Annotated in this window: 22 protein-coding genes and 3 pseudogenes; 3 read left to right on the top strand and 22 right to left on the bottom strand. The window is 39.6% G+C overall.

Translation table 11 applies throughout. The features are described from left to right. Window positions 1-1192 (top strand): annotated as a pseudogene (locus ACPC57_RS02810) (IS3 family transposase); the annotation flags it as partial. Between the two features lie 535 nt (window positions 1193-1727). Then, window positions 1728-2043, top strand: a pseudogene (locus ACPC57_RS02805) (IS110 family transposase); the annotation flags it as partial. A gap of 48 nt (window positions 2044-2091) precedes the next feature. On the opposite strand, the pseudogene ACPC57_RS02800 reads toward ACPC57_RS02805, so the two are convergent. The 8 genes and pseudogenes from ACPC57_RS02800 to ACPC57_RS02765 form a co-directional block, all read right to left on the bottom strand. Then, window positions 2092-3662, bottom strand: a pseudogene (locus tag ACPC57_RS02800) (ClC family H(+)/Cl(-) exchange transporter). Window positions 3663-3779: 117 nt separating this feature from the next. Further along, entirely contained in the window at window positions 3780-4850 is a 1071-nt protein-coding gene (locus ACPC57_RS02795; RefSeq protein ID WP_434066264.1) for an ABC transporter substrate-binding protein, read from the bottom strand. Continuing rightward, a complete protein-coding gene (locus ACPC57_RS02790; protein ID WP_217373822.1) occupies window positions 4850-5620 on the bottom strand; it encodes an ABC transporter permease in 771 nt (256 codons plus the stop codon). Before ACPC57_RS02790 ends, ACPC57_RS02795 begins: the two co-directional genes overlap by 1 nt. After that, window positions 5620-6420 carry an ABC transporter permease gene (locus ACPC57_RS02785; protein WP_434066263.1) on the bottom strand — a complete coding sequence of 267 codons (801 nt, stop codon included), beginning with the start codon at window positions 6418-6420 and terminating at the stop codon, window positions 5620-5622. Before ACPC57_RS02785 ends, ACPC57_RS02790 begins: the two co-directional genes overlap by 1 nt. Beyond that, window positions 6404-7558, bottom strand: a complete 1155-nt coding sequence (locus ACPC57_RS02780; protein ID WP_418126298.1) for an ABC transporter ATP-binding protein — start codon at window positions 7556-7558, stop codon at window positions 6404-6406. The genes ACPC57_RS02785 and ACPC57_RS02780 overlap by 17 nt, the downstream gene beginning before the upstream one ends. A gap of 37 nt (window positions 7559-7595) precedes the next feature. Then, window positions 7596-8504 carry a UDP-N-acetylmuramate dehydrogenase gene (gene murB / locus ACPC57_RS02775; protein ID WP_217373824.1) on the bottom strand — a complete coding sequence of 303 codons (909 nt, stop codon included), beginning with the start codon at window positions 8502-8504 and terminating at the stop codon, window positions 7596-7598. Window positions 8505-8629: 125 nt separating this feature from the next. Continuing rightward, window positions 8630-9493, bottom strand: a complete 864-nt coding sequence (gene thrB, locus ACPC57_RS02770; protein ID WP_217373825.1) for a homoserine kinase — start codon at window positions 9491-9493, stop codon at window positions 8630-8632. A 3-nt stretch (window positions 9494-9496) separates the two neighbouring features. Further along, a complete protein-coding gene (locus ACPC57_RS02765; protein ID WP_434066262.1) occupies window positions 9497-10783 on the bottom strand; it encodes a homoserine dehydrogenase in 1287 nt (428 codons plus the stop codon). A 105-nt stretch (window positions 10784-10888) separates the two neighbouring features. Here ACPC57_RS02765 and ACPC57_RS02760 point away from each other — a divergent pair, with 105 nt between their 5' ends. After that, a complete protein-coding gene (locus tag ACPC57_RS02760; protein WP_277837750.1) occupies window positions 10889-11824 on the top strand; it encodes a polysaccharide deacetylase family protein in 936 nt (311 codons plus the stop codon). 142 nt (window positions 11825-11966) lie between these two features. Here ACPC57_RS02760 and trmD read toward each other — a convergent pair whose 3' ends face one another. The 14 genes from trmD to ACPC57_RS02690 all read right to left on the bottom strand — a co-directional run bounded on the left by trmD (window position 11967) and on the right by ACPC57_RS02690 (window position 26879). Beyond that, window positions 11967-12683 carry a tRNA (guanosine(37)-N1)-methyltransferase TrmD gene (gene trmD / locus ACPC57_RS02755; protein WP_172036186.1) on the bottom strand — a complete coding sequence of 239 codons (717 nt, stop codon included), beginning with the start codon at window positions 12681-12683 and terminating at the stop codon, window positions 11967-11969. Continuing rightward, complete coding sequence (rimM, locus tag ACPC57_RS02750; protein ID WP_274503877.1) at window positions 12673-13191, bottom strand: ribosome maturation factor RimM; 519 nt, start codon at window positions 13189-13191, stop codon at window positions 12673-12675. Before rimM ends, trmD begins: the two co-directional genes overlap by 11 nt. Before the next feature lie 112 nt (window positions 13192-13303). Then, entirely contained in the window at window positions 13304-15073 is a 1770-nt protein-coding gene (locus ACPC57_RS02745) for an ABC transporter ATP-binding protein (RefSeq protein WP_274503878.1), read from the bottom strand. An 8-nt stretch (window positions 15074-15081) separates the two neighbouring features. Then, entirely contained in the window at window positions 15082-16818 is a 1737-nt protein-coding gene (locus tag ACPC57_RS02740; RefSeq protein ID WP_434066261.1) for an ABC transporter ATP-binding protein, read from the bottom strand. A gap of 75 nt (window positions 16819-16893) precedes the next feature. Further along, complete coding sequence (locus ACPC57_RS02735; protein WP_217373831.1) at window positions 16894-17136, bottom strand: KH domain-containing protein; 243 nt, start codon at window positions 17134-17136, stop codon at window positions 16894-16896. 21 nt (window positions 17137-17157) lie between these two features. Next, a complete protein-coding gene (gene rpsP / locus ACPC57_RS02730; protein WP_024392238.1) occupies window positions 17158-17430 on the bottom strand; it encodes a 30S ribosomal protein S16 in 273 nt (90 codons plus the stop codon). Window positions 17431-17555: 125 nt separating this feature from the next. After that, window positions 17556-17807: a DUF4298 domain-containing protein gene (locus ACPC57_RS02725; RefSeq protein WP_254451576.1), complete on the bottom strand. Its 252-nt coding sequence runs from the start codon at window positions 17805-17807 to the stop codon at window positions 17556-17558. Between the two features lie 55 nt (window positions 17808-17862). Next, window positions 17863-18510, bottom strand: a complete 648-nt coding sequence (pcp, locus tag ACPC57_RS02720; protein WP_274503884.1) for a pyroglutamyl-peptidase I — start codon at window positions 18508-18510, stop codon at window positions 17863-17865. Between the two features lie 7 nt (window positions 18511-18517). Further along, on the bottom strand, window positions 18518-19273 hold the full coding sequence (locus ACPC57_RS02715) for a class I SAM-dependent methyltransferase (RefSeq protein WP_434066260.1): 756 nt from the start codon (window positions 19271-19273) through the stop codon (window positions 18518-18520). 62 nt (window positions 19274-19335) lie between these two features. After that, the gene (gene carB, locus ACPC57_RS02710; protein ID WP_434066259.1) at window positions 19336-22515 is read right to left on the bottom strand and encodes a carbamoyl-phosphate synthase large subunit; all 3180 of its coding nucleotides are present in this window, start codon (window positions 22513-22515) and stop codon (window positions 19336-19338) included. Between the two features lie 601 nt (window positions 22516-23116). Continuing rightward, a complete protein-coding gene (locus ACPC57_RS02705) occupies window positions 23117-24199 on the bottom strand; it encodes a carbamoyl phosphate synthase small subunit (protein WP_434066258.1) in 1083 nt (360 codons plus the stop codon). 252 nt (window positions 24200-24451) lie between these two features. Then, entirely contained in the window at window positions 24452-25375 is a 924-nt protein-coding gene (locus ACPC57_RS02700) for an aspartate carbamoyltransferase catalytic subunit (RefSeq protein ID WP_130555268.1), read from the bottom strand. A gap of 28 nt (window positions 25376-25403) precedes the next feature. Continuing rightward, window positions 25404-25925 carry a bifunctional pyr operon transcriptional regulator/uracil phosphoribosyltransferase PyrR gene (gene pyrR / locus ACPC57_RS02695; protein ID WP_024392245.1) on the bottom strand — a complete coding sequence of 174 codons (522 nt, stop codon included), beginning with the start codon at window positions 25923-25925 and terminating at the stop codon, window positions 25404-25406. A 306-nt stretch (window positions 25926-26231) separates the two neighbouring features. Beyond that, window positions 26232-26879, bottom strand: coding sequence for a Pr6Pr family membrane protein (locus ACPC57_RS02690; RefSeq protein ID WP_434066257.1), 648 nt, complete (start codon window positions 26877-26879; stop codon window positions 26232-26234). Window positions 26880-26923: the final 44 nt, after the last annotated feature.

Here is a 26923-nt window from a genome sequence, read left to right as displayed (position 1 = left end):
CAACATTTGAAGAACGGATTGAGATTGTTAATTTTACCCTTGCCCACGAGAAAGATTACCAAGGGGCTGTTGAGAAGTATGGTGTTTCCTACCAACAGGTCTATTCTTGGGTCAAAAAGTTCGAGAAGGATGGTTCTAACGGTCTCCTAGATCGTCGTGGGAAAGGCCTGGAAAGCAAGCCTAATCTGACTCCAGAAGAAGAGTTACGCCTCAAAATCAAGCAACAGGAAGAGCGGATTAAGTATCTTGAAATGGAGAACGGCCTGCTAAAAAAGTTAGAAGAAATCAAGCGACGAAACCGATGGTAAGACTAGGTCGCCGCTTGGAATCCTTCCAAGCGATTAAAGAATATGCGGATGAACAGGAAGAGGCTTCTATCAGCCACTTGTGCCGTATTCTAAAGGTATCTCGCTCAGGCTACTATAAGTGGTTACAACATCAGGAAACAGCTTCTGAACAGGAAAATTTAGGATTGATGAATGTCATCAAGGAACTTCATAGCCAACATAATGGTATTCTTGGTTATCGTCGTATGACGCTATTTGTCAATCGCAAGCTTGAAACAAACTACAACAAGAAGCGGATTCGACGCTTGATGCACATTCTAGGTCTACGTTCCATTATCAGAAGAGCCAAGGGTTATTGTACTAAGACTAGCTTTGTCAATGTAGAGGACAACATTCTCAATCGTAATTTTACAGCTACTGCTCCAAATCAGAAATGGTGTACAGATGTGACTTTCTTGAAGTACGGTTTCAGCTGTAAAGCCTATTTGAGTGCTATTAAGGATCTTTACGACGGCTCAATTGTCGCCTATGTAGTTGGTCAATTTAATGATAACGAATTGGTATTGGAAACACTTCGTAAAGCACAAAAAGCTAATCCTAATGCGACACCTTTAATTCACAGCGACCGAGGTTCGCAGTATACTTCGAAGGATTATTACCGTTTAACTACCCAGTATCAGATGACCCGCTCCATGTCTCGTGTTGGTAAGTGTATTGACAATGCACCAATTGAGAGTTTCTTTGGGCACTTTAAGACGGAGTGCTATGATTTGAAGAAATATATGACTTTTGAGGAGCTAGTTTCAGATATTGATGCCTACATCTATTTTTACAATCATCAACGTTTTCAAGAGCGCAAAAACGGCCTTGCCCCTCTTGAAATGAGGAACAAGGCCGTCGCCTAATCTTTTATTATTTCATTGTCCACTTGACAGGGAGCTGTTCAAAGAACAGACATTTTATACTTCCGGAGTGAGAAAGTTTCTTTCTTTTTCATAACTTTTCCTCCTAGTTTTTCTCCTTCATTATTGGCAAAACCAATAAATATATTAAAACATAAAATTGTCGGCATCGCAAGTATATTCTGAAAATTCAGTTATTTCTTCAAACTATAACTAGCTATCAATAATATCTATAACCATAGATACAGATAATGCACACTAAAAAGGGAGTGAGCAAGACATTCATGATGGCTCCGTCCTTAATGAAAATAAGCATAAAGCCCTCACTAAGATTATATACCTAATGAGTGCCTTGTTGTTGGTGCATTATTAATGTTAATTATGATGACAAAACTACTCCACCCTACTGATAAGAACCACAATATGCGCTCAAGAATATGACTAAAATTCAGTAGATAGGCTCTCTAATTTTAAGAAGGAAGGAATTGTCATAGATAATCATGTGTAGATAAAGTCGACATTGTCGTTTGTATTCCCCTCAACTTGTCCAAAGTGTTACTTAGCTACATTTGATACAACGACTAAAGGTCTACGTGCTTACCACGATTTTCTCAGTCAATTTCATGTGGAAGCTGTTGGTATGGAAAGCACAGGTGTCTATTGGTGACCTGTCTGGCATGCTGGTAATACTTGCTCAACCAGCCCACATGAAGGCCATTACAGGTCAGAAAACTGACAAGCAAGATGCTTACTGGATTGCCAAATAAATGCGGATTGGTCTGCTACCTCGGAGTTTTGTTCCCGATGTAATCATTCCAGAATTGAGAAAGTTGACCAGACAACAGAAACATTATAATATTGGGACTTTTCTCATCTCTTTGTTAAGACAATCTAAAAAAATGCTAATCTCCCTCAAATATCCTACGAACGGCATGAATTTGTGAAATTGGAACTGCAACGAGCAAGGAATCACCCATAAAAAGTTGGCTGTTTCCTTTCACAATCCTAGACTTTCCGTGATGAATTTGGCTGGTAATCAAGCATGAATCCGGCAAACGTAACTCACTTACAAAGGTTTGATCCAAAGTTTCGTTGACAACAACCTCTATTAAGGTCATATGTTCTTGCTGTTCTACTTCTTCTGGCAGAATTTTTTCCAACATCGCTTCGTAGACAGGCGCGCCACCTAAGATGTCCATTATCACATAGGAACTCAAAGCCACCAACCCAATGACCATCAATTGATTCAAACTTCCTACCATTTCAGTTACAAGAATAATAGCAGTTAAAGGGGCTTTGGAAATCGCTGAAAAGAAGCCTGCCATCCCCAATACAATAAACAATAGCATCTGGCCCTGACTGATGAAACCAATATCAAGGAAGAACCGTGCAACAAATAGACCAAGGAGACTTCCCAAGGTTAATATAGGCAAAAAGATTCCCTCTGGTAAACCAGAACCATAAGAAATCATACTCCATACAAATCGTATTAAAATCAAGATTGCTAATGTCAGTAGCCCTTGATCCAGATGTGGAAGCTCTAAAATCAAATGATGCCCGCCACCCAATAGATTTGGGAAATAATAACCAATCGGCATGATGAACAAAAAGGCAAATACACTATAATACGGAGCTGGTAGAGGAATGATTTTTGCAAGCATGGTAAAGAAAAATTGTATGTTGAGGATAACAACTTCATATACATATCCAGCAAACCCAAGGAAAATGCCAAGTAAGATATAGATCCAATATTGGTCAAGAGATAGTAGCTGCAAATCTTCCGGCATGTGCAAAACAGGTGTTAATCCAAAAACATGTAAGGAAATAAAGTTTGCAGTGATACTAGCAGCTAAGGCTGAGACCCAAACCAGCCGCGAAAACTGATGATAGACTTCCTCTACAACAAATAAAAGTCCAGCTATTGGGGCATTGAAAGCCGCTGCCAAACCAGCCGCGGCACCACTAGCAATTAAACTCCTTCTTTCCATTTCACTGGATTTAAGAAGAACTGATACACCTTTTCACTGGATTTAAGAAGAACTGATACACCTTTAGCTGTTACAGCACCTAGTTGAATACTGGGACCTTCTCGACCCAGCATTAAGCCCGATGCAATAGATAAAACGCCACCGATAAATTTTTTCCAAAGAATTGACCACCAACTTAAATCCATCAATCCTTTTAGTTCCGCTTCAACTTGAGGAATTCCGGAACCTTTTGCATTGGGTTCGTACTTAATCAAGTGGCCAACAAGTAAAGCTATAACCAGATAAAGCCCTCCAATAAGAAGTAAATAGATTGGATTGTCTATTGCCAGAGGATAGAGGTGTGAAAAAACACCAAATAGTTTTTTAATGGCTAAGCGAAATACAACAACCACTAAACCAGCAGCAATACCAACTATACTACCACGCAGAACCGAATAGAGGATTGATTGCGAAATAAAACTAACTTCTTTCCGGTGATTTTCCATTGGAATTTCCTTTCCATTATTTCTATAGTATACACGCCCAAAAAATGGGAGCAATAAGTACTTAGTAAAGAACCTCACTCCCATTCTTATATTTATGTTGCTACCTGTCCAATCAAATTATTTACGATACATTTTAAATTGGAGGTACAAATCATTGTAAGTACCAAGTAGTTCTTTTCCTAAATTATCATAAACTTCCATCTGCTTCATCGTTTCCTCAGAAGGATAGAAAGCTTCATCACTTTGTGTTTCTTCATCCAACATAGCCTTGGCTGCAGGAATTGGAGTGGAATAACCCACGTATTCTGCATTACGCAATGCATTTTCAGGACGAAGCATGAAACTCATAAAAGCATAGGCGCCATCAATGTTTTTAGCTGATTTGGGAATTACCATGTTATCAAACCAAAGATTCGATCCTTTCGATGGCACGACATAGTGAAGATGTTCATTTCCATCCAACATTTCACTGGCTTCACCTGAGAAAGACACCGCAATGGCTGCTGCATCTTGTATCATATAGCCCTTTATTTCGTCAGCAACAATAGCCTTGATATTTGGTGTCAGGTTGTAGAGATGTTCAGCTGCTTCTTCAATCTCTACAAGATTTTTAGAATTCAGACTATAACCTAGAGATTGTAGACCAAAGCCCATAACCTCACGCACGCCATCAATTAACATGATGTTGTCACGGTATTCGTCGGACCATAGGTCTTCCCACTCTTGAGGAGGATTTTCAACCATAGTATCGTTGTACACAATCCCCAAGGTTCCCCAGAAGTAGGGGATAGAATAGTCATTATTCTTATCAAAGCTCAATCCCATAAATTGAGGGTCAATGTTCTCCAAACCTTCAATTTTAGACTTATCGAGCTTAACCAGCATATTTTCTTCCGTCATTTTGGAAATCATATATTCTGATGGAACTGCTAAATCGTAAATTGTTCCACCCTGCTTGATCTTTGTGTACATGGACTCATTGGAATCAAAAGTCTGATAATCAACCTGAATTCCTGTCTCGGCAGTAAATTCATCTAGTAATTCAGGATCAATATAATCGCCCCAATTATAGATAACCAATTTATCTATCGTTCCTTGTGTCGAATCATCTTCTAACTTGTAGCTGATTCCCCATAAAATAAGAATAATAGCTACAATACCTACAAAAAATGAATACAGTCGTTTCATTAGTTGGCCTCCTTTTCACGTGAAAGGAAATAATAACCCACTACCAACAAGATAGAGAAAAGGAACACAACCGCTGACAAGGCATTGATTTCCAAAGAAATACCTTGTCGAGCCCTTGAGTAGATTTCAACCGAAAGATTTGAATAGCCATTTCCTGTTACGAAAAAGGTTACAGCAAAGTCATCCAAAGAGTAAGTAAAAGCCATGAAATAACCCGCGATAATTGCCGGCGTCAGATAAGGCAACATAATTTCTTTCAGCATTTGTGGCTGAGTTGCGCCCAAATCATATGCAGCTGAAATCATGTCCGCGTTCATTTCTTTCAAACGGGGTAAAACCATCAAGACGACGATTGGAATCGAAAAGGCAATGTGACTGAGTAAAACAGAAACAAACCCCAATTGAAATCCAATCATGGTAAAGAGAATCAAGAAACTTGCCCCAATCATAACGTCAGGTGCCACCATCAAGATATTATTGATAGACAAGAGGGCATTTTGAAAACGAAGTTTTGCCTGATAAATATAAATTGCTCCAAATGTCCCTATAATGGTTGCAATCAAAGAACTTAAGAAAGCAAGTAAGAATGTCTGAGCTAAAATCAGCATCAGTCGGCTGTCACCAAGCATCGAAGAAAAATGCTCCAAGGTAAAGCCAGTAAAACCATTCATATCTCCTCCAGCATTAAAGGAATAGAAAATGAGATAAAAAATGGGTAAATAAAGCACGAGGAAGGCAATGGTTAAGTAGACATTTGCAAATTTCTTCATTATTTCTTCCTCTCTTTCGTCATCCACATAATCAAGAGCATGGCTAAAATCAAGACCACACCAATGGTTGAACCCATTCCCCAGTTTTGTGTTGTGAGGAAATGCTGCTCGATGGCAGTACCCAAAGTAATCACTCGGTTACCTCCAATCAAACGAGTCAACATAAAGAGGCTTAAACTTGGAATGAAAACAGCCTGTACCCCAGAACGGACGCCATTCATAGAGAGAGGAAAAATAACCTTTGAAAAGGTTTGCCAAGAAGTTGCACCCAAATCACGACTAGCGTTGATAAGATTCTTATCCAAGTCATCCAAAGCGTTAAAGATTGGCAAAATCATAAATGGAATCTCAATATAGGCTGCAACAGCAATAAAGGAGAAATCTGTAAAGAGAATTTGTTGAGTCCCTAACCCCAGAAACTCTAAAAATTGATTAATGGAACCATGTTGACCGAAAATACCTATAAAAGCATAGGCTTTCAGCAAAAGATTTACCCAGGTTGGCAAGATAATCAACATGAGCCAGAGTTGTCGATGCTTGAGCTTGGTCAAGAAATAGGCAGTCGTATAGGATACCAAAAGTGTGACCAAAGTAATAATACCTGCGTAAAAAATGGAGTTGAAACTCATTCGCAGATAGGTAATATTTGGTGAATTAAAATAGGTTTGATAGTTAGCCAAAGTGAAATTGCCATGAATATCAAAGAAAGATTTAAAGATAATCAAAGCAACGGGTGCTAGTACAAAGAGAAAGACCCATAAGGCATAAGGAATTGCAAAGAGCCTAGAGGTTTTCTTCATTGCGTTCCTCCTCGATGGCATTAATCAAACCATCTTCCACTTCATCCACCTCAACATACTCTTCGATACGGGCATCAAATTCTTCTTCAGTTTCATTGAGGCGCATAATATGAATATCTTCTGGCTCAAAACTGAGACCAATCACCTCACCCACAATGGCTTTACGAGTGGAATGAATCATCCATTCGTTGCCCAAATCATCGTAGGCTATAATTTCGTAGTGAACACCACGGAAGAGCTGTGTATCGACTTTAACCTGTAGTTTTCCTTCTTCAGGTAAGGTAATTCGTAAATCCTCTGGGCGAATGACTACCTTAACTTCCTCATTTGGTCGCATACCACCGTCAACAGCTTCAAACCGTTTGCCATTGAATTCTACAAGATAGTCTTCAATCATACGCCCGGGAAGAATGTTGGACTCACCGATAAAGGTTGCAACAAAATGGTTAATTGGCTCATCATAGATATCTACAGGTGTTCCAGATTGGACAATCTCACCCTCATTCATGACAAAAATCCAATCGCTCATGGCCAATGCTTCTTCTTGATCATGCGTTACGAAAACGAAGGTGATTCCAAGGCGCTGTTGCAACTCACGCAATTCATACTGCATTTCAGTCCGAAGTTTTAAGTCTAAGGCAGATAAGGGTTCATCCAGCAAGACAACGCGTGGTTGATTGATAATGGCACGCGCGATTGCAACACGCTGCCGTTGTCCACCAGACAATTTCTGAATGGAACGTTTCTCATAGCCAGAGAGGCGAACCATTTGTAAGGCTTCTGTCACACGAGCTTCAATTTCTGACTTATCTACCTTACGCAATTTTAGAGGAAAAGCCACATTTTCAAAGACAGTCATATGAGGGAAAAGGGCATAAGACTGAAAAACGGTATGGACATCACGCTTGTTGGTTGGCACATCATTTATCCGTTGGCCATCCAAATAAATATCGCCAGAGCTTGCATCCAATAAGCCAGCGATAATATTCAAAATAGTTGATTTTCCAGAACCAGAGGCGCCTAACAAAGTGTAAAATTTGCCCTCCTCTAATTCAAAACTAATATCCTTTAAAACAGTTGTTCCACTATCTTCAAAAACTTTAGATACATGTTTAAATTCAATAATCGGCTTTTTCAATTCACATAAATTCCTTCTTTATACAGTAGCCAATTGGCTAAAGAGTTTCGGCAGGGTCGCCAATAATACGTACTTCACGCTCTAAGGTAATGCCTGAAGATTTTTCTACAGTTTCAATGACATGTTTAATGAGACTTTCATAATCATTTGCAGTCCCATTTTCAACGTTTACCATAAAACCTGCATGTTTTTGAGAAACTTCTACACCACCAATGCGATAGCCTTTTAAGCCTGCTTCCATTATCAGTTGACCAGCAAAATGGCCAAGTGGCCGTTTAAAGACAGAACCACATGATGGTAATTCCAATGGTTGTTTTAACTCACGCAAATGGGTCAGACGGGCCATTTCTTGCTCGATAACTGTGTAATTACCAGGACGAAGAGCAAATTTTGCAGATAAAACAATTGCGCCATTTTCCTGTAAAATAGAAGAACGATAGCCAAAGCGTAATTCACGATTATCTAATGTTTCTACATAGCCAGCAGGCGTCAAAATTTGTGCAGATACTAAAATATGCGATACTTCGCCACTATAAGCGCCAGCATTCATATAGACAGCTCCACCGATGCTACCAGGTATTCCACAAGCAAACTCGAAACCGGTCAGTGAATGAAATAGCGCAACTCTAGTTGTCTCAATCAAGTTAGCTCCAGCCTCTGCTTCGATAGTATAGCCAGAAACAGTTACCGTATTTAATTTATCCATTCGGATAACAAAACCACGAATACCACCATCACGAACGATGACATTACTTGAATTTCCAAGCACTTGCCAGGGAATCCCTTCACGTTTCGCAAATTCAATGACACGAACAATTTCATAACGGTTACGAGGAAATACTAAATAATCAACTGCTCCGCCGACATTTGTGTATGTGTACTCTTTCAAAGGCTCATCAAAACGGATATCGATGCCTTCAAGTTCAACTCTTATTTTATTTTTCATATCCTTCTCTTTTCCAAGTTATATACGGAGAATATTATACCAAAAATTCGGATAAAAAACGAATAGAAAATAAAATATATTAAATTGAAGCTTTAAATAAAAAAAGCCCATAACTGGACTTTCATTTATAAAATAACTTGAATTCCCTTTGTATCAACTGTTAGGGAATGGACAGAGCCATCTAGTTGCAGAGCTTCAATCGCCGCAATAAGTTCAGCTTCTTTCTCAGCAGGTGCCAATACCATCACGGTCGGTCCAGCTCCAGAGAGATAGGTTGCATAAGCGCCAATTTCTTGCGCTAACTGCTTAATCGGACAAAACTCTTTAACAAGTAGTTGCCGATAGGGTTCATGAAACATATCTAACTGAATCAGTTGACCCGCTTTTTCAATATCTCCTGACATAAGGCTTGCAATTGCAACGTTAGCAATCGAACTAGCAGCAACCGCCTTTTTATAGCCCATTTGTGTAGGAAGAACACCTCTACTTTCACTTGTACGAAGAGGATAATTTGGAATAAACGCAACAAAACTTGTTGGTGGAAAATCAGTTACAACTGCTTGAACTTTTTTGTTGACATAGCTTGAAATGACCAAATTTCCATAAATAGCTGGAGCTACATTATCTGGATGTCCTTCAATCTTTGTAGCCAATTGCAACTTTTCATCTTGGCTCAGGTTAAGTTTCCCTAACTGATTGGCCAGTTCGATACCTGCAACAATGACTGAACTAGATGAACCTAAGCCACGAGCTAAGGGAATATCGCTTTCCATTTTTAAACGATGTGGTTGTATATGTTTTGCAACTGTCAGGGCAGTCCGGATGAGTAAATTATTTTGATCAGAGGGAACATGTTCTAATTGATGCTCAACAATCCACTCATTAGTATGTTCTAGAACTTCAACCGCAAGATATTTTGAGAGTGCTACACCAACAGAATCAAACCCTGGTCCAATATTTGCTGATGTCGCTGGAACAATAATTTTCATAGACTATTCCCCCAAAACCTTAAAGGTGTTAACGAGTGTGAAATCAGTCGCTTCTGCTAATTTTCTAGTTACCTGCTCCAACTGTGTTTTGTTCATCGCATGTGTAACAATTACAAGGCGAGCAGTGTCGTCCTTTGTACCTTTTTGTAGGATTTGTTTAAATGAAATCCCCTCAGAATGGAAGATCTCTGCAATTCGTAACATTTTTCCACTTGTGTCTGAAGTCAGAATTGAGAAATAGTATTCGCTTGTCACATCTTCTGGTATAGCTAATTGAAGAGGGCGAGAATATTCATTAAATGGTTTACCTACAGTTTTATCTTTCATCCTGCGTACAATTCGAATGATATCAGCGGTCACACTGGTTGCAGTTGGCTTTTGCCCCGCACCTGGCCCATAATACATGGATTGGCCAATACCGATAGACTCAACAAAGACCGCATTCATTACTCCATTCACACTTGCTAACGGATGGTTCTTAGGCAAAAAGGTTGGTGAGACTTCAGCAGCTATTCCTGAAGCTGTTTCTCGAACATCCCCTACCAGTTTGATGACATACCCCAGCTCTTGAGCTACCGCAACATCTTCAGGGGTGATAGTGGTAATTCCTTTATGTCCTACATCATCAAAATCAACGGTCATCCCAAAACCAAACTGACTCAAGATAACTGCTTTATAGGCAGCATCAATTCCTTCTACGTCATTTGTTGGATCAGACTCAGCATAACCCAACTCTTGGGCTGTTTCCAATGCTTTCTCATATGTCCAACCTTCATCTACCATTTTGGTCAGCATAAAGTTTGATGTACCATTTAAGACACCCAAAATGCGGGTAATTTTATCCGCAGAAAATGAATTCACAAGCGTACGCAAGATAGGAATGCCCCCAGCTACTGCTGCCTCATAATAAAGTGCTAACCCTTTCTCTTCAGCAAGTAAACGCAACTCTGTACCATGAACGGCCAATAAATCTTTGTTAGCTGTTACAACATGTTTGCCAGCTTCTAAGGCACGAATGATAAATGTTTTTGCCGGTTCAATTCGCCCCATCAATTCTACAACAAGAGCAATCTCTGCATCATCTAAAATATCATCAATATTGGTCACAAAATGAAATTGGTGACCAGCAGCTACCAAACGTTCTTTTTCAGCCTCATCTTTTACCAATACCTTATCAATTTCAATCGAATCCCCAGCAGCTTTTTCAATTTTTTCTTTATTTTCTTTCAATAGAAATGGTACACCACTTGCTACTGTACCGAATCCTAATAATCCTACCTTGATAGCCATGTTCTCTCCTTATTTAAATGTATTTCGACTATTATACCAAATATTCTGATAATTTTCCAAATAATTTGATATAATTAATTTATCTAGACTCAAAGGAGAACAATCATGTCACGTAGACGTAGAAAACAACCTAAACCATCCAAGAAATATATTCATTATATTTTTCTCTCTCTTCTTACAATTCTTGTACTAAGTTTGATTTATCTTCTACTTCCCACCTTGATTCCTCGCTCTTCAAATGCTTCACAGACTACTGTTTCTAGCCAATCAAGCAGTCAAGCATCTACTCAAAATACTACTACAGCTGATTCCAATTCATCAACCCAAACAAGTTCTGTAAACTGGGTTAAAGTGGATGAGCCTGTCCAAATACCGATTCTCATGTACCATGCGATTCACGAAATGGCTCCTGAAGAGGAAGCAAATGCCAACTTAATCGTCTCACCAGCAATTTTTGAAAGTCATTTGCAAGTTTTAGAAGAAAATGGCTACTACACTCTTACACCGGAAGATGCCTATAAAGTTCTAACTGAAAATGTTCTTCCACAGGACAAAAAGGTCGTTTGGTTAACCTTTGATGATAGCATTTGGGATTTTTATTCTTATGCCTATCCTCTTTTGGTGAAATACCACATGAAGGCGACAAACAATGTAATAACTGGTTTTACCGAAAATGGAATTGAAGGATATTTAACCCTTGATCAGATGAAAGAGATGCAAGCAAATGGGATGTCTTTCCAAGGACATACAGTCAATCATCCTGACTTAGAGGTAAGCAGCACTGATGATCAGATGAGCGAATTGATCCAATCCAAAAATTATTTAGATAGCCAACTTAATCAAGAGACTATTGCAGTAGCTTATCCATCTGGTAGCTACTCACAAGATACCCTAAACATCAGTGAGCAAGCCGGTTATAAATTAGGTTTAACTACAAATAATGGCTTAGCTAGTCTAGCGGATGGCTTATTAAGTCTTAATCGTGTTCGCGTTCTTCCAACTACAAGTGCAGAAGGACTCCTAAATGAAATAACACCATAATATCCACTGATAGATACCATACTTTTTTCAAACCATGTCCTTTCAAAGGGGTTTGGTTTTTTCTTTTTGTAATTGCTGATGATACACATTTTCTGAAAAAAATAGAGATACCCATTTAGGCATCTCATTTGAACTCATCTAATTATTGTTCTGCTATGATCTTATCCAAAATGAAGCGTTCTTCATCCGATAATTCATAGCAAGCTAGTAAATCTGGACGTCGATCATAGGTTTTTCTAATACTTTGTTCCAGTCGCCACTTCCGAATATTTTCATGATGACCACTCATCAACACATCAGGTACGACCATGCCACGATATTCATAGGGACGAGTATATTGTGGGTATTCCAATAAACCAGAAGAGAAACTATCATCTGTATGACTGGCTTCTTTCCCAATGACCTCTGGTATGAGACGAACAGTCGCATCTATCATGGTCATCGCCGCCAATTCTCCACCTGTCAAGACATAATCACCTAGTGAAATTTCATCGGTGACTAGTGTCTTGATACGCTCATCATAGCCCTCGTAATGCCCACAGATAAAAATTAACTGGTCTTCTTTTGATAATTCTTCTGCATAGGTTTGATTAAATGTCCGACCAGCAGGATCCAATAAAATAACGCGAGGATTTGTCTTTTCAATCGCATCCATTGTATCAAAAATTGGTTGAGCCCTTAATAGCATCCCTTGCCCGCCACCATACGGCTCATCATCAACATGTCGCGCTTTCTCTGCTTTTTCTCGAAAATTATGGTAGTTTACTTCGAGAATTCCTTTCTCTCTCGCCTTTCCGACAATTGAGTGCTCTAACGGGGCAAACATCTCAGGAAACAGCGTTAAAATATCAATTCTCATCGTCCAAACCCTCAAGTAATTCGACATCTACACGATTGTTTGGAATATCAATATTCAACACAACTGGTGGGATATATGGTAAAAGCAAATCTTTCTTGCCTTTTCGCTTAACCACCCAAACATCATTGGCACCTGGCTGAAGAATTTCCTTTATTTGACCAATAACTTGATCATTTTCATAGACATCTAAACCAATAACTTCATGATAGTAAAATTCACCATCTTCAAGATCTGTCAGTTTTTCTTCAGCGATTTTTAAACTGTACCCTTTATATTTTTCAATATCATTAATAAAGTTCATTCCCTTAAACTTGATAATATCAAAATTCTTTGCCTTGCGATGATTAGCAATTTCCACATCCATAACAAATTGGTCTTTTTCATCGAAAAGTGCTAGGACTGAACCTTTTTTAAACCGTTCCTCCGCGAAATCTGTTACTGATAAAACCCGCATTTCTCCTTGTAAACCTTGAGTATTAACAATTTTACCGACATTAAAATAATTCATGATAACTTCCTTTGTATTTCTATCCATTTATTTTAACATGTAGCGGAAGAATGCACAAGGTTTAGAAAAAGTACCAATTGAATCGATACTTTTCACTGTACACTATTATCCCCTATTTAGACTGGCTGAACTGGCTTTGATAGAGGTTATAATAGAAACCTTTGTCAGCCAAAAGACTTTCATGATTACCTTGTTCGATAATCTGCCCATCTTTCAAGACCAAAATCTTATCAGCTTCCTGAATAGTTGATAAGCGATGGGCGATGACGAAACTTGTCCGCCCCTTCATCAATCGTTTCATAGCCTTTTGAATTAAAAGTTCCAAGCGAGTATCAACTGAAGAAGTCGCTTCATCAAGGATAAGAATGGCTGGGTCCGCCAACAAGGCACGCGCAATGGTCAAAAGCTGTTTCTGACCTTGGGAAATATTGCTGGATTCCTGGTTCATTTCCATATTATAACCGCCAGGTAGGGTACGAATAAAATGGTCAACGTTGGCGGCTTTAGCAGCCTCCACAATTTCCTCATCCGTCGCATCCAGACGCCCAAAACGTAAGTTTTCCTTAATCGTCCCTTCGTAAAGCCAAGCATCCTGCAAGACCATACCAAATTGACTACGGTAGGATTGACGAGAAATATTACGAATATCCTGACCATCCACCTTGATAGCACCGGATGTGACATCATAGAAACGCATGAGTAAGTTGATGAGGGTTGTCTTACCAGCCCCCGTTGGTCCAACGATAGCTACCATTTCACCCGGTTTAACTTCAAGATTAAAGTTACGGATAAGTGGCTTGTCTTCTGAATAGCCAAATTCGACCTGTTCAAAGCTAACTTGTCCGGTCAGAGTAGCTGTCAACTCCAGCGCATTGGCGTCTTCTTCGTCAGGCTCATCTAAGACTGAAAAGATGCGTTCAAGGGAAGATTTGGCAGACTGTAACTGAGGAGCCAACTGGGTCAAGGTTTGGACAGGCTGAGAAATCTGCCAAACGTATTGGACGAAGGCCTGCATGTTACCAACCGTTAGTTTACCTGCTAGGACTTTCAAACCAGCAAGTAAGGCTACGACGACATAGGCAATATTAGAAAAACCGTGGACTAAAGGCATAAGTAAACCTGATACGAAACTGGCTTTAAAGCCGACTTCCTGCAAATCTGCGGTAATCTGGCGAAATTCTTCTGTAGAGATTTCCTCTCGTCCATAGAGTTTGAGGACGTTAAAACCTGTTAGATTTTCCTGCACAAAACCGTTCAATCGTCCCAATGCATCCGCCTGTTGTTTAAAGTAGGGCTGGGACTTGCCCATGACAAACTTGGAACCCAAATAGGTCACTGGAACCAAGGTTGCGACTACGAGAGCCAAAGATATATCCAACCAAAAACACATAAACATGGCTAAAAAAAGGGTTAGTACAGCATTCACGAGCTGAAGAAAACTTTGTTGCAAGGCATTTGAGACTGTCTCCACATCACTTGTAAATCGACCTAATAGGTCACCATACTGGTGTTTATCGAAATAGGAAATGGGAATTTTGTTAATCTTGTGACTCAAATCCTGACGCAGTTCTTTGGTTGCTCCCTGTACCGCCTTAGTCATGAAATAGGTAGAACCATAGGCGCCGATTTCATACATAAGGGCACGAAGGGCATAGAGCGCAAGCATGATGGCAATATAGGAAGCATTGATATGGGCACCTTCTACTCCATTTGCTATATCTAACAGATTTCTAGTCAATTCTGTAATAATCAGTCCTAAAACGAAGGGTTCCAGGGCATTCATCACTGCGCTAATGGTTTTTAGAAAAACAGCCAAAAATACTGAAGATTTATAATGACGTAAATAGTCCCAAACACGGATAAATACTGATCTATTCTTCATAATTCCTCCTATTCTTCTGTCAAAGATTGACGGTTGAGCTGAGAAGTCGCGATTTCACGATAAATCTCGTTGTTCTCCATCAATTCATTGTGGGTTCCGCGACCAACAATTTCACCTTCATTCAGTACAATGATTTGGTCTGCATCCATAATGGTTCCAACACGTTGGGCCACAATCAGCACTGTCGCATTTTCCGTTACTTCCTTCAAACGACTCCGCAAAATTGCATCCGTCTTATAATCCAATGCTGAGAAGGAATCATCAAAAATGTAAATATCCGGCTTCTTCACAATAGCACGCGCAATCGAAAGACGTTGTTTCTGCCCACCAGACAAATTGCTTCCGCCCTCAGCAAGGTGGGTGTCAAATTTCTCTTCCTTGCTCTCTATAAATTCTTTAGCTTGAGCCACATCCGTCGCTTCGTGAAGCTCCATAAGACTAGCATCTACCTTACCGTACTTTAAGTTTTCCGCGATAGTTCCGGTAAATAGCAGAGCTTCCTGCGGAATAAAACCAATCTTACTACGAAGTGCTTTTAGATTGTAACGTCTGACATCCACACCGTCCACCAAGATACGACCAAGTGTCACATCATAGAAACGTGGAATCAAGTTGACCAAGGAAGACTTGCCAGAACCTGTTGAACCAATAAAGGCAATGGTTTCACCGGGCTTAGCCTTAAATGAAATATTGTGTAGAACAGGGGACTCCGTTTCCCCTGGATAAGCAAAGGTCACATTTTCAAATTCCAAATAACCACGTGAATCAGTCTCAGTTATGCCATCTTCATTCTTAGAAATGGAAATGGGCATATCCAAGACTTCCTGAATCCGATGACTCGATACCGACATACGTGGATACATGTTAAACAAGTTAGCAAAGAGCAAGAAAGAGAAAAGTGCATGGAAACTATATTCGATAAAGGCTACCAAATCCCCAATTTGTAAACTGCCCTCCTGTAGAGGAGTCAAAGCAAACCAAATGATTGCCACGATCATAGCAATGATAATCTGCACAAACAAGGGCTCCGTCAACCCAGTAAGGTTGAAAAGTTTTTTAGATGTTTCTGTATATTGTTCATTGACATCTGAAAAACGCTCTTCCTGAAACTCCTCGCGCGTAAATGCACGAATGACACGAAGTCCCATTAAGTTCTCACGAACATACTGGTTAATGGTATCCAACTGTTTTTGTTGTTTTTCAGATAAGGGACGTGTTTTAGTCGCAACATAATAGATAACGAAAATAAGGAAGGGAATAGCGACCGCCACTGTCCATGCTAAACTTGGACTCGTAACCAAGGTCATCACAACGCTGGCTACCATCATCAGCGGAGTAATAATTCCCAATTTCAAAACCATCTCAGAGAATTGCATCAAAACAAAGGCATCATTTGTCATACGGGCAACTAGGGAAGAAACACCAATTTGCTCGTATTCATGATGAGAATAGTCTTGAATTTTCTCATACATATCATTCCGAATATCTTTTACGATAGTTGTCGTTAACTTACCAGCTGCATAAGTCAAAATCACCCGACCAGCAATTCCTAATAAGACAACAAACCCCATCATCCCAGCCCAGAAATAGAGCTGACTGGCATCATTTTTGGTAATACCTTGGTCAATCATCCTTGCCAAAAATGTAGGCAAGCCTAAGTTTACTACAACAAATAAAATAGCTCCCAACAAATCTAATGCTAACCATTTTGGATATTTTTTCAAATAAGTCCAAATCAGATTCATCTTTTCATCCTTTCTATATGTTAAAAGGGGCAAGGCCCCTGACTGAAAATTTAAAAGCCACCAAAAGGTGACTTTCTATTCTTTCTCGTCGATCACTAAACGAACTTTTTTATCACTTGTAGGGACAGAATAAACAATCGTTCTGATTGCAGAAATGGTACGTCCTTTTTTACCGATGACACGGCCGATGTCCGATTGTTCTAAATCCAAATGGTATTCTAAGAATTCAGGTGTATCAACGATTTTAATCGTCAAGTTTTCAGGCTGTGAAATCAAAGGCTTCACAATCGCAATAATGAGATTTTCAATCATGTCCATAAGTGTTCTCGCTTACTGTTCTTATTTAGAGAATTTTTGTTCGTGGAATTTTTTCAATACGCCAGCGTTTGAAAGAAGAGCACGAACAGTGTCAGATGGTTGTGCACCTTTTGCCAACCACTCAAGTACACGTTCTTCTTTAAGAGTTACTGAGTTTTCAGCCAAAAGTGGGTTGTAAGTACCAACTGTTTCAATGAAACGACCATCACGTGGTGCACGTGAGTCTGCAACGTTAATACGGTAGAATGGTTTCTTTTTAGAACCCATACGAGTTAAACGGATTTTTACTGCCATTTTTTAATGTCTCTTTTCTTTTAATTTTTATTATTCGGTGAAATAGCAGAGCTATTTAGCACATGTTCTATTATAACACACTTTGATAGGGTGTCAAGAAAAAAACTTGACACTTTTTAAAAATTTTATTGCTCCAGCATATCCGATAGTTCTCTTAGTTGACTTGCTAAATTCGAGCGGTCAAAAAGCAAATTATAGAATCCATCTTCACTCAATACACCGCAAGGAATAACATCAAAACAACCCATATTGGATAAATTAAGATCTTCCATATAGGTCTGGCTTTGATAATAATCTAGTAACCGTAAATAACTTGATTGTGCCTGATTGAGCTGGGTAACACTATCAGCAAGGGACTTGTTCATCTCCAGATGCATATAAAAAAATTTTCCATCTCCTTGACACGTTTCCTAGCTTCCATACAATCCCCCATCAATGTGTTGCACCTCCAACGTTCTTCACATCCTCTTTGTCTCTAAATGCAACCATTGCTCCAATGGCTGCTTCAACTCCTCTAACAATATCGGCTAGAGACATAGAGGCAAAGCCTGGTTTGTCAAGAACCTGTTCCGGTAGAAACGGAATATGAAGAAAGCCAGCCTTAGTCTTTGGAAATTGTTTCTCCGCTAAGTAAAGAGCTTGGTACATGAGATGGTTGCAAACGAAGGTCCCTGCTGTATTAGAAACAGAGGCTGGAAGACCTGCTGCACGAATGGCTTCAACCATTGCTTTGATGGGTAAAGTTGAAAAATAAGCAGGTTGCCCATCTTCGCGAATCATGGTGTCAATTGGTTGTTGTCCTAAATTATCCGGAATGCGAGCATCGTCTTGATTAATGGCTACACGCTCAGGTGTTAATTCCATTCTTCCGCCAGCCTGTCCAATACATAGCACATTATCTGGTGCATACTTAGCCATAGCTTTTTCAAGAACACTTGCGGCTTGATAAAAAACAGTTGGAATCTCCTCAAGAAGAATCTCTGCGCCTGCAATCTGCTTTGGTAAAGATTTAATGACCTCCAGTGCAGGATTGATAGACTCACCTCCAAATGGATCAAAACCAGTTACTAATATTTTCATTCTGTTCTCACTCCTTCAAATGAATTTCTCCATAATGAAATTTTTGATTGGGTCTTACATGACGTTTAAAGCCAAATTCTTCAAAAACACTATCTCTGAAATGAGCCTTGACAAGAATTTTTTCCCTTGCAACCCGTTTTGCCTCAAGAAGCAACTCTTTTGACAATCGACTTCCGTCAGCCATCTGCACTAAACCAGAAAGATTGTTTGATTCCTTGATTTCTTCTGAAAACATGGGATCAAAGTAAATGACATCAACAGAGTTATCTATTTGTTCTTTCAGATAGGTCAAACTATCTATCCATTTGGTTTGAATGGATCGCATAGCACAATCCACCAGCACATTACTACTGTTGAAATCCTGTAAACCACGACTAACAATAAAATGAATAAGCCGTGAACTCTCCAAGGATGTCACCTGATGACCTGCACTAGCTAATACGATACTATCAGAAGCTAGTCCCATGGTACAATCTAAAATCGTTTTCTTTGATGGCCCAATTAGATCTAATAGCGGATCATGTCCTGCTTTTATTCGCAACATCGCTGTGTCAGGGTGGAAAAAGAAGGTTTGACCATTTCTCTGCTCTAAAACAAGCTTATTTTGATAGAGCACAAGCACCTTTTCTACTTCCTTTAATAACGACGAAACGGACCGCTTGTTTCTTTTCAAGTATTCTATACCTAAATCCTTAGCCAGCTGTTTCGCCTTTGCAACAAGATTATCGTCCATCCTCAGACTCGTAGTGATTATTACTTTCATACTGTATCTAGTATACTCAAAAAACAGAATGAACTCAACATTCATCCTGTTTTTAGGTCCTATTAAATCGCCTGTGTCATGAAGCTACGGCTTTCTAGAACTTTAACCATGGCTTCAGCAGTATCAAGAGCTGTAAAGAGAGGAATTCCTCCTTCGATAGCAGAACTACGAATCACTTGTCCAGCACTATCTGCTACACGCTTTTTACCAACTGTGTTAATAATAGCTTGGACTTTCCCAGCTCGAACGAGACTAGGAATATCTTGATTTTCAGGATCTCCTAATTTTCCAATGAGCGTAACAGGTAAGCCATTCTCAATAAGATAGTCTGAAGTACCAACTGTCGCAAATAGACCATAACCCAATTCGTAGAACCGTTTTGCAAGAGCAAGGGCCTCTTCCTTATCTTCATCTGCAATAGTGAAGACGATGTTCCCAAATTCTTCTAAATGCTGGTAACTTGCTTCAAAAGCCTTATAAAGGGCTTTTTCGAGTGTGGCGTCTGAACCCATAATTTCACCAGTTGACTTCATTTCTGGGCCTAAAAGACTATCTACTTTAGCTAATTTTGAGAATGAGAAGACAGGAGCTTTGACATGGACTTGTTGACTTTCAGGATAGAGTCCATCTTCATAACCAAGTTCTGAAAGGCGTTGCCCCAAAATCAATTTCGTTGCCACTTGCGCCATCGGAATATCTGTTACTTTTGACAAGAATGGAACCGTACGACTGGCACGTGGATTTACCTCAATGACATAAACTATTTCGTCTTTGATGACAAACTGAATATTCATCATACCAATACAGTTCAAGCCGATAGCTAGACGTTTTGTATAATCCACAATCGTTTCTTGCACCTTTTTCGATAAAGTCTGTGGTGGATAAACTGCCATTGAGTCTCCTGAGTGAACCCCAGCACGTTCAATGTGCTCCATGATACCAGGAATTAAAACATCAGTACCATCTGATATAGCATCCACTTCACATTCACGACCTACAATATATGAGTCGACCAAGACAGGGTGTTCTGGCGATGCCTTAACTGCTGTTCGCATATAAGAACGTAGGTCATTTTCATTTTCAACAATTTCCATCGCGCGACCACCCAAAACATAAGATGGCCGTACAAGCACAGGGAATCCAATCTTGCGAGCTGCTTCTATCGCTTCCTCTTCATTTGTTGCAGTTTGCCCAGGCGGTTGTGGAATACCCAAATTTTTCAAGGCTTTTTCAAACAAATCACGATCTTCAGCTCGATCCAAATCAGCCACTTGCGTACCCAGGATAGGAATACCAGCTTTTTCCAATGGTTCTGCCAAGTTGATCGCAGTCTGTCCACCGAATTGAACGATAACACCTTTTGGTTGTTCCAAGTCAATCACGTTGAGGACATCTTCAAGAGTCAGAGGCTCAAAATATAACTTATCAGAAACAGAGAAGTCTGTCGAAACTGTTTCAGGGTTTGAATTCATAATAATCGCTTCATAGCCTGCGTCCTGAATGGCTTTTACCGAATGGACTGTCGCGTAGTCAAACTCAACACCCTGCCCAATCCGAATCGGACCTGATCCTAACACAAGGACAGATTCTTTTTCAGACCGAATGGATTCATTTTCCCACTCATATGTTGAATAGAAATAAGGTGTTGAACTTTCAAATTCAGCTGCACAAGTGTCCACCATCTTATAAACAGGAATAATCTTATGATCTGTACGCAACTGACGAATATAGGATACTGTTCTACCCCAAAGTTCTGCAATTTTACGATCTGCAAAGCCATATTTTTTAGCTTTTTTCAGCAAATCAATATTATCATGATTGATGGCTAATTCCTGCTCGATTTCTAATATATGAAGCAGTTTATCAAGGAAGAAGATATCAATTTTCGTTAATTGAGCAAGCTCTTCAACAGTGTATCCTCTTCTTAGACCTTCTGAAAGATAGAAAAGGCGGTCATCTTGAGCCTTAACAATTTTTTCTACTAAAGCATCATCAGACAAGTGACTTAGCTCAGGCATTTCATTGTGGTAAACACCAATTTCCAAGGAACGACAAGCCTTCAGAAGACTTTCTTCAATGTTACGACCTATTGCCATCACTTCCCCAGTTGCTTTCATCTGTGTACCAAGGCGACGTTCCCCTTTTTCAAATTTATCAAATGGGAAGCGAGGAATTTTAGCAACAACGTAGTCGAGTGCTGGCTCAAACATAGCGTAAGTTGTTCCAGTTACAGGGTTAACCATCTCATCCAAGGTAAAACCGACAGCAATTTTAGCAGCTAATTTGGCAATTGGATAACCTGTTGCTTTTGAAGCTAAGGCTGATGAACGAGAAACACGTGGATTTACCTCAATGACGTAGTATTTGAAACTATGTGGATCTAAAGCCAACTGAACATTACAACCACCTTCGATTTTCAAGGCACGAATGATTGTCAGACTGGCATCACGTAGCATTTGATTTTCAATATCTGAAAGCGTCTGAGTTGGCGCAAATACAATCGAGTCACCTGTATGAATTCCAACAGGGTCAAAGTTTTCCATGTTACATACAACAAGGGCATTATCCGCAGCATCACGCATCACTTCGTACTCAATTTCTTTGTATCCAGCAATCGACCGCTCAATCAAACATTGAGTAACAGGTGAAAGTTTCAATCCATTTTCAGCGATTTCTTTCAACTCTGATTCGTTGCTACACATACCGCCACCAGTACCTCCTAAGGTAAAAGCTGGACGAACAATGACTGGATAGCCGATAGTCTTAGCAAAAGATAAAGCTTCTTCAACTGTTGTTACTATCTCAGATTCTGGAATAGGCTGCTTCAGGTCCTCCATCAACTGTTTGAATAAATCACGATCCTCAGCCTGATCAATTGCTGACAGCTTAGTTCCCAATAACTCAACACCAAGTTCTTCTAAAATACCAGCTTTAGAAAGTTCCATAGCCATATTTAGACCAGTTTGACCACCGAGTGTTGGTAAGATAGCATCTGGACGCTCTTTCCGCAAAATACGTGTAACAAATTCAATCGTGATAGGTTCAATGTAAACCTTATCAGCGATTTCTTTATCTGTCATGATTGTTGCAGGATTTGAATTGACCAAGACAACGCTATAGCCTTCTTCTTTCAAAGCTAGACAAGCCTGTGTCCCAGCATAGTCAAACTCAGCAGCCTGACCAATCACAATGGGACCAGACCCAATCACCATAATTTTATTAATATCCGTACGTTTAGGCATAATTTTAAGATATTAAGGGCGTTAAGCGGACACAGTCAAAATAGGAGTTTGACGAAGAACGCTTGCGTTCTAGGAAAAACTATCTTTTTGACCCAGTCCGTAGCCCGAATTCAATTACAAAATCCGAGCAACAGAACACCCCTTCTCCTTTCTATTTGTCAACTCACAGGTTGACATTAAATAAGATAAGTCCGAAGCTTAACAGTTCAGCTCGATAATAGATGAACTGTTAAGCTAGTACAAGGGATAGCCTGACCTCCAATAGAGGCAGGGTCCGCAAATAGGGTTTTCAGCCACTCAGTCCCATCTTTGTAGTGCAAGGGATAGTCGACCTCCAATAGAGGCAGGCGTAGAGAAATGAGTTGCTCGCAACCATTGACCTGTCCCTTGTCTTTCTATTTTCTATCTCTCCGGATAGAATGAAATAAACAACCGATGTCTGAAATCTCGATTCAATCATAATTGAGGTTTTAAAACTAGTGTCTAAGCTAGCAATTGATCGAGAATTCAGCACTAGTTCTCAAAATTCGACTCAACTTTTCAGCTTAGTGGACAATTGCATACGCGCATGTAATCTTGAAGTCGCACTACATTTTGTTTGTCACTCGTGCTCTTGTTTAAATGAGTCCATCAAGTCCATGAATTCATCAAAAAGATAGCTAGCATCATGAGGACCAGGTGCTGCATCTGGGTGAAATTGTACCGAGAATCCTGGAAGGTATTTATGACGCACACCCTCGACCGATTTATCGTTGATTTCTTCATGCGTAATCATGAGACAATCCGGCAAATCTTCACGCGAAACCGCAAAACCATGGTTTTGGCTTGTAAAGTCTACACGACCAGTTACAATTTCTCTAACGGCATGGTTGAAACCACGGTGTCCAAATTTCATCTTATACGTCTTAGCACCATATGCCTTAGCATACAATTGATGGCCCATACAAATTCCAAAAATAGGGATTTTCCCTTGGATACTACGAATCATCTCCAACGCTTCGGGTACATCATCTGGATTTCCAGGACCATTGGACAACATCACACCATCTGGAGAGAGTGCTAAGATTTCTTCTGCTGTCGTATCAAATGGAACTACAGTAACATTGCATTCACGCTTAGACAATTCACGTAAGATTGAATGCTTCAAACCAAAATCAACCAAGACCACGCTACGCCCAATTCCTGGAGCAGGATAAGCTGTTTTCGTTGATACTTGCTCAATATTGTTGGTCGGTAATACTGTCGCACGCAACTGATCTGTCAAATGCTCAATGGAATCACCCACATTTGCAATTGTTGCCTTCATAGTCCCATGTTTACGAATAATTTTTGTTAAGGCACGCGTATCGATACCAGAAATCCCTGGAATATTTTTTGCTTTTAAAAATTCATCTAGTGTTAGTTGGTTCCGCCAGTTGCTTGCCCGTCTGGCCCACTCACTAACAACTACTCCTTTACAAGTTGGATTAATGGACTCATAATCATCACGGTTGACACCATAATTCCCTACCAAAGGATATGTAAATGTTAAAATTTGACCATTATATGATTGGTCTGTAATGGACTCTTGGTAACCTGTCATGCCCGTTGAAAAAACCAGTTCACCAGTCACATCTAATTCGGAACCAAAGGCTTCCCCTTCAAAAATAGTTCCATCTTCCAAAATTAATCGTCTTTTTGACATAATAATAAGATATTAAGGGCGTTAAGCGGACACAGTCAAAATAGGAGTTTGTTCAAGAACACTTGCGTTCGAGGAAAAACTATCTTTTTGACCCAGTCCGTAGCCCGAATTCAATTACAAAATCCGAGCAACAGAACACCCCTTCTCCTTTCTATTTGTCAACTCACAGGTTGACATTAAATAAGATAAGTCCGACGCTTAACAGTTCAGCTCGATAATAGATGAACTGTTAAGCTAGTGCAAGGGAAACTTTTATGCCTTGCCATTCACTATCGCTTCTAAGATAGCCATTCGAACAAATACACCATTTTGCATTTGTCGAACAATGCGAGATTTAGGTGCCTCAACCAAGAGATCAGCAATTTCTACATCACGATTAACAGGTGCTGGATGCATTACAATTGTCTGTTCTTTTAGTCGTTTATACCTATCCTCAGTTAATCCATGCAAACGATGGTAATGTTCTTTTGAAAAACTTTCTGACCCATCATGTCGTTCGTGTTGAACACGGAGCAACATCAAGACATCTAATTCTTCAATAATATCATCAATATTTACATGTTTACCATAAATATCAAATTCTTCCGCATACCATTCTTCAGGACCAGTAAAGTAAATATCAGCTCCCAATCGTTTGAGAATTTGCATATTTGATTTAGCAACTCTCGAATGAGTGATGTCCCCTGCAATAGCGATTTTTAACTGTTCAAAGCTGCCAAATTCTTCATAGATTGTCATCAGATCAAGCAGAGATTGACTCGGATGCTGACCTGAACCATCTCCTCCATTGACAATTGAAGTCTGTATTGTCGGACTATCAATCAATTGTTTGTAGTAATCTACCTCTGAGTGTCGAATCACACAAATATCGACCCCTAATGCCGACATGGTTAGAATTGTATCATAAAGGGTTTCGCCTTTATTTACCGAACTCGTGCGGGCATCGAAATCTATGATTCCCATTTCTAATCTAAGTTCAGCCATTTCAAATGATTTGTGAGTGCGTGTTGAATCCTCAAAGAACAAATTTGAGGCATAATATTTACGATATAAAGCAACAGGCTCACCTTTTTTGAAAGCTAATCCCCGTTGGATAAGTCCCAGCACTTCTTCATTTGAAAGTGTTTCCATAGTCACCAAATGTTTTAGAGATACTTTACCATCTACAATTGTCATGATACTTACCGCCTTTAATCTACTTGACTTATTCCGCTTCTACTAATAAAACAGCATCTTGTTGGTCAATTTCCGTCATATGAACGATGATTTCCTCTGTCCGACTTGTTGGAATATTTTTTCCAACATAATCTGCACGAATCGGTAATTCTCTATGACCGCGGTCAACCAATACAGCCAAACTAACGCGAGCGGGTCTTCCAAGTGACACAATATTATCAATTGCTGCACGAATGGTACGTCCAGTATAGAGTACATCATCTACCAAGATAACATCCCGATCATTGACATCCGCAGTAAAATTCGTTGTATCTTCTTCAACTTTCACATCATCTCGGAAAGGCTTGGTGTCTAATTCACCCAAAGGTACATCAATCCCCTCAATTTGCTTCAGCCTTTCTTGAATTCGCTTAGCTATAAAAACACCTCGTGTTTTAATGCCAGCAAGAACGATATTGTCTAAATTTTTGTTGCGTTCGATAATTTCATATGTGATGCGGGTAATCGCCCGCTTCATGGTCATATCATCAACGATTTCTTTTGTCTTCATAAGACCTCCAAAAAATATAGAAAAAGTCTCCTTTTCCAAGGAGACTTTGAAAATATCAGCTAATATGGTCTTTGAGTCCTACGATTATTATGGCAACGAATAAAAAACATTGTTTCCTATTTCCCAATCCTGAGAATCTTGCTCATTATCAAAAGTAAACTAAAAGACAATCAAAACCAGCCTCATGATCATCCGACTCCTTGTCTGCCTCTCTGGACAGGTATTAAAGGATTTATTAAGCAGAGTATAGCATAAAATACTGTCCTTGACAATTTTTTTGTTGAAAAAAATACTAACTTTCGGTTTTTAGTGGAAATTATTTTTAAACTGTTTATTTGGTGCAACACGTAGACACTTGATTCCAGCTAATCCAAATCCGCAGATAAGATAGGCTGCAAAAATAATTCCTACATAGGTCAATACATACGACCAGCCATATTTTGGCACATTTAAAAAGAAATAGGCAAATGGACTATCCTTGGCATCCGGAATTGGAATCTTGAGGAAAAAGCCATTGACTAACCCAAAAATCATATACAGAACTGGTAATAACGTCCACCAAATCGGATCAAACCATTTATACTGGCGCTGATGATCCAGTAAGATGGTATCCAACAAAAAGTATAAAGGAACAATATAGTGGCAAAGTATATTTTCAACACGCCAAAAATCTTCGGCCAGTGGTGCCAACATAAAATGATAGACCACACAGGTAATCATTATTGACATTGTTACCGCAGCCTTTATTCGAAGGAACTGAGGACCTTGTAAATCGTTTCCCTTGAACATGGCATAAACCATATACACAGCAAACAGGGAGACGAGTAAGTTAGACTGCACTGTGTAATACATAAGCATACCGATGCCGTACTTGGTAATCTCTAAAGCTGTACCAGTAACAGCTAAAATAGCCAGCAGACACCGACTGTAAAACAAAATACTTTGATGTTTCATAATATCCTTTCAAAAACACGAAAAGACTGGTGAACCAGTCCTTT

Source organism: Streptococcus sp. VTCC 12886 (genome assembly GCF_049893425.1).
Classification (GTDB): Bacteria; Bacillota; Bacilli; order Lactobacillales; family Streptococcaceae; genus Streptococcus; species Streptococcus suis_AA.
This window is presented reverse-complemented; position numbering and strand designations above follow the sequence as displayed.

What these genes read in the sequence shown, in the direction of transcription:
- murB (WP_217373824.1), bottom strand. Translation starts at nt 8,504, where the DNA reads ATGAAAAATAAAATAAGAGTTGAACTTGAAGGCATCGATATCCGTTTT.
- ACPC57_RS02765 (WP_434066262.1), bottom strand. Translation starts at nt 10,783, where the DNA reads ATGGCTATCAAGGTAGGATTATTAGGATTCGGTACAGTAGCAAGTGGT.
- ACPC57_RS02705 (WP_434066258.1), bottom strand. Translation starts at nt 24,199, where the DNA reads ATGTCAAAAAGACGATTAATTTTGGAAGATGGAACTATTTTTGAAGGG.
- rpsP (WP_024392238.1), bottom strand. Translation starts at nt 17,430, where the DNA reads ATGGCAGTAAAAATCCGTTTAACTCGTATGGGTTCTAAAAAGAAACCA.
- pcp (WP_274503884.1), bottom strand. Translation starts at nt 18,510, where the DNA reads ATGAAAATATTAGTAACTGGTTTTGATCCATTTGGAGGTGAGTCTATC.
- ACPC57_RS02790 (WP_217373822.1), bottom strand. Translation starts at nt 5,620, where the DNA reads ATGAAGAAATTTGCAAATGTCTACTTAACCATTGCCTTCCTCGTGCTT.
- ACPC57_RS02740 (WP_434066261.1), bottom strand. Translation starts at nt 16,818, where the DNA reads ATGAATCTGATTTGGACTTATTTGAAAAAATATCCAAAATGGTTAGCA.
- carB (WP_434066259.1), bottom strand. Translation starts at nt 22,515, where the DNA reads ATGCCTAAACGTACGGATATTAATAAAATTATGGTGATTGGGTCTGGT.
- ACPC57_RS02785 (WP_434066263.1), bottom strand. Translation starts at nt 6,420, where the DNA reads ATGAAGAAAACCTCTAGGCTCTTTGCAATTCCTTATGCCTTATGGGTC.
- pyrR (WP_024392245.1), bottom strand. Translation starts at nt 25,925, where the DNA reads ATGAAGACAAAAGAAATCGTTGATGATATGACCATGAAGCGGGCGATT.
- ACPC57_RS02690 (WP_434066257.1), bottom strand. Translation starts at nt 26,879, where the DNA reads ATGAAACATCAAAGTATTTTGTTTTACAGTCGGTGTCTGCTGGCTATT.
- ACPC57_RS02745 (WP_274503878.1), bottom strand. Translation starts at nt 15,073, where the DNA reads ATGAAGAATAGATCAGTATTTATCCGTGTTTGGGACTATTTACGTCAT.
- ACPC57_RS02700 (WP_130555268.1), bottom strand. Translation starts at nt 25,375, where the DNA reads ATGACAATTGTAGATGGTAAAGTATCTCTAAAACATTTGGTGACTATG.
- trmD (WP_172036186.1), bottom strand. Translation starts at nt 12,683, where the DNA reads ATGAGAATTGATATTTTAACGCTGTTTCCTGAGATGTTTGCCCCGTTA.
- ACPC57_RS02725 (WP_254451576.1), bottom strand. Translation starts at nt 17,807, where the DNA reads ATGCATCTGGAGATGAACAAGTCCCTTGCTGATAGTGTTACCCAGCTC.
- ACPC57_RS02795 (WP_434066264.1), bottom strand. Translation starts at nt 4,850, where the DNA reads ATGAAACGACTGTATTCATTTTTTGTAGGTATTGTAGCTATTATTCTT.
- thrB (WP_217373825.1), bottom strand. Translation starts at nt 9,493, where the DNA reads ATGAAAATTATTGTTCCAGCGACATCAGCAAATATTGGACCAGGGTTT.
- ACPC57_RS02760 (WP_277837750.1), top strand. Translation starts at nt 10,889, where the DNA reads ATGTCACGTAGACGTAGAAAACAACCTAAACCATCCAAGAAATATATT.
- ACPC57_RS02715 (WP_434066260.1), bottom strand. Translation starts at nt 19,273, where the DNA reads ATGAAAGTAATAATCACTACGAGTCTGAGGATGGACGATAATCTTGTT.
- rimM (WP_274503877.1), bottom strand. Translation starts at nt 13,191, where the DNA reads ATGAATTATTTTAATGTCGGTAAAATTGTTAATACTCAAGGTTTACAA.
- ACPC57_RS02735 (WP_217373831.1), bottom strand. Translation starts at nt 17,136, where the DNA reads ATGGACATGATTGAAAATCTCATTATTGCGATTGTGAAGCCTTTGATT.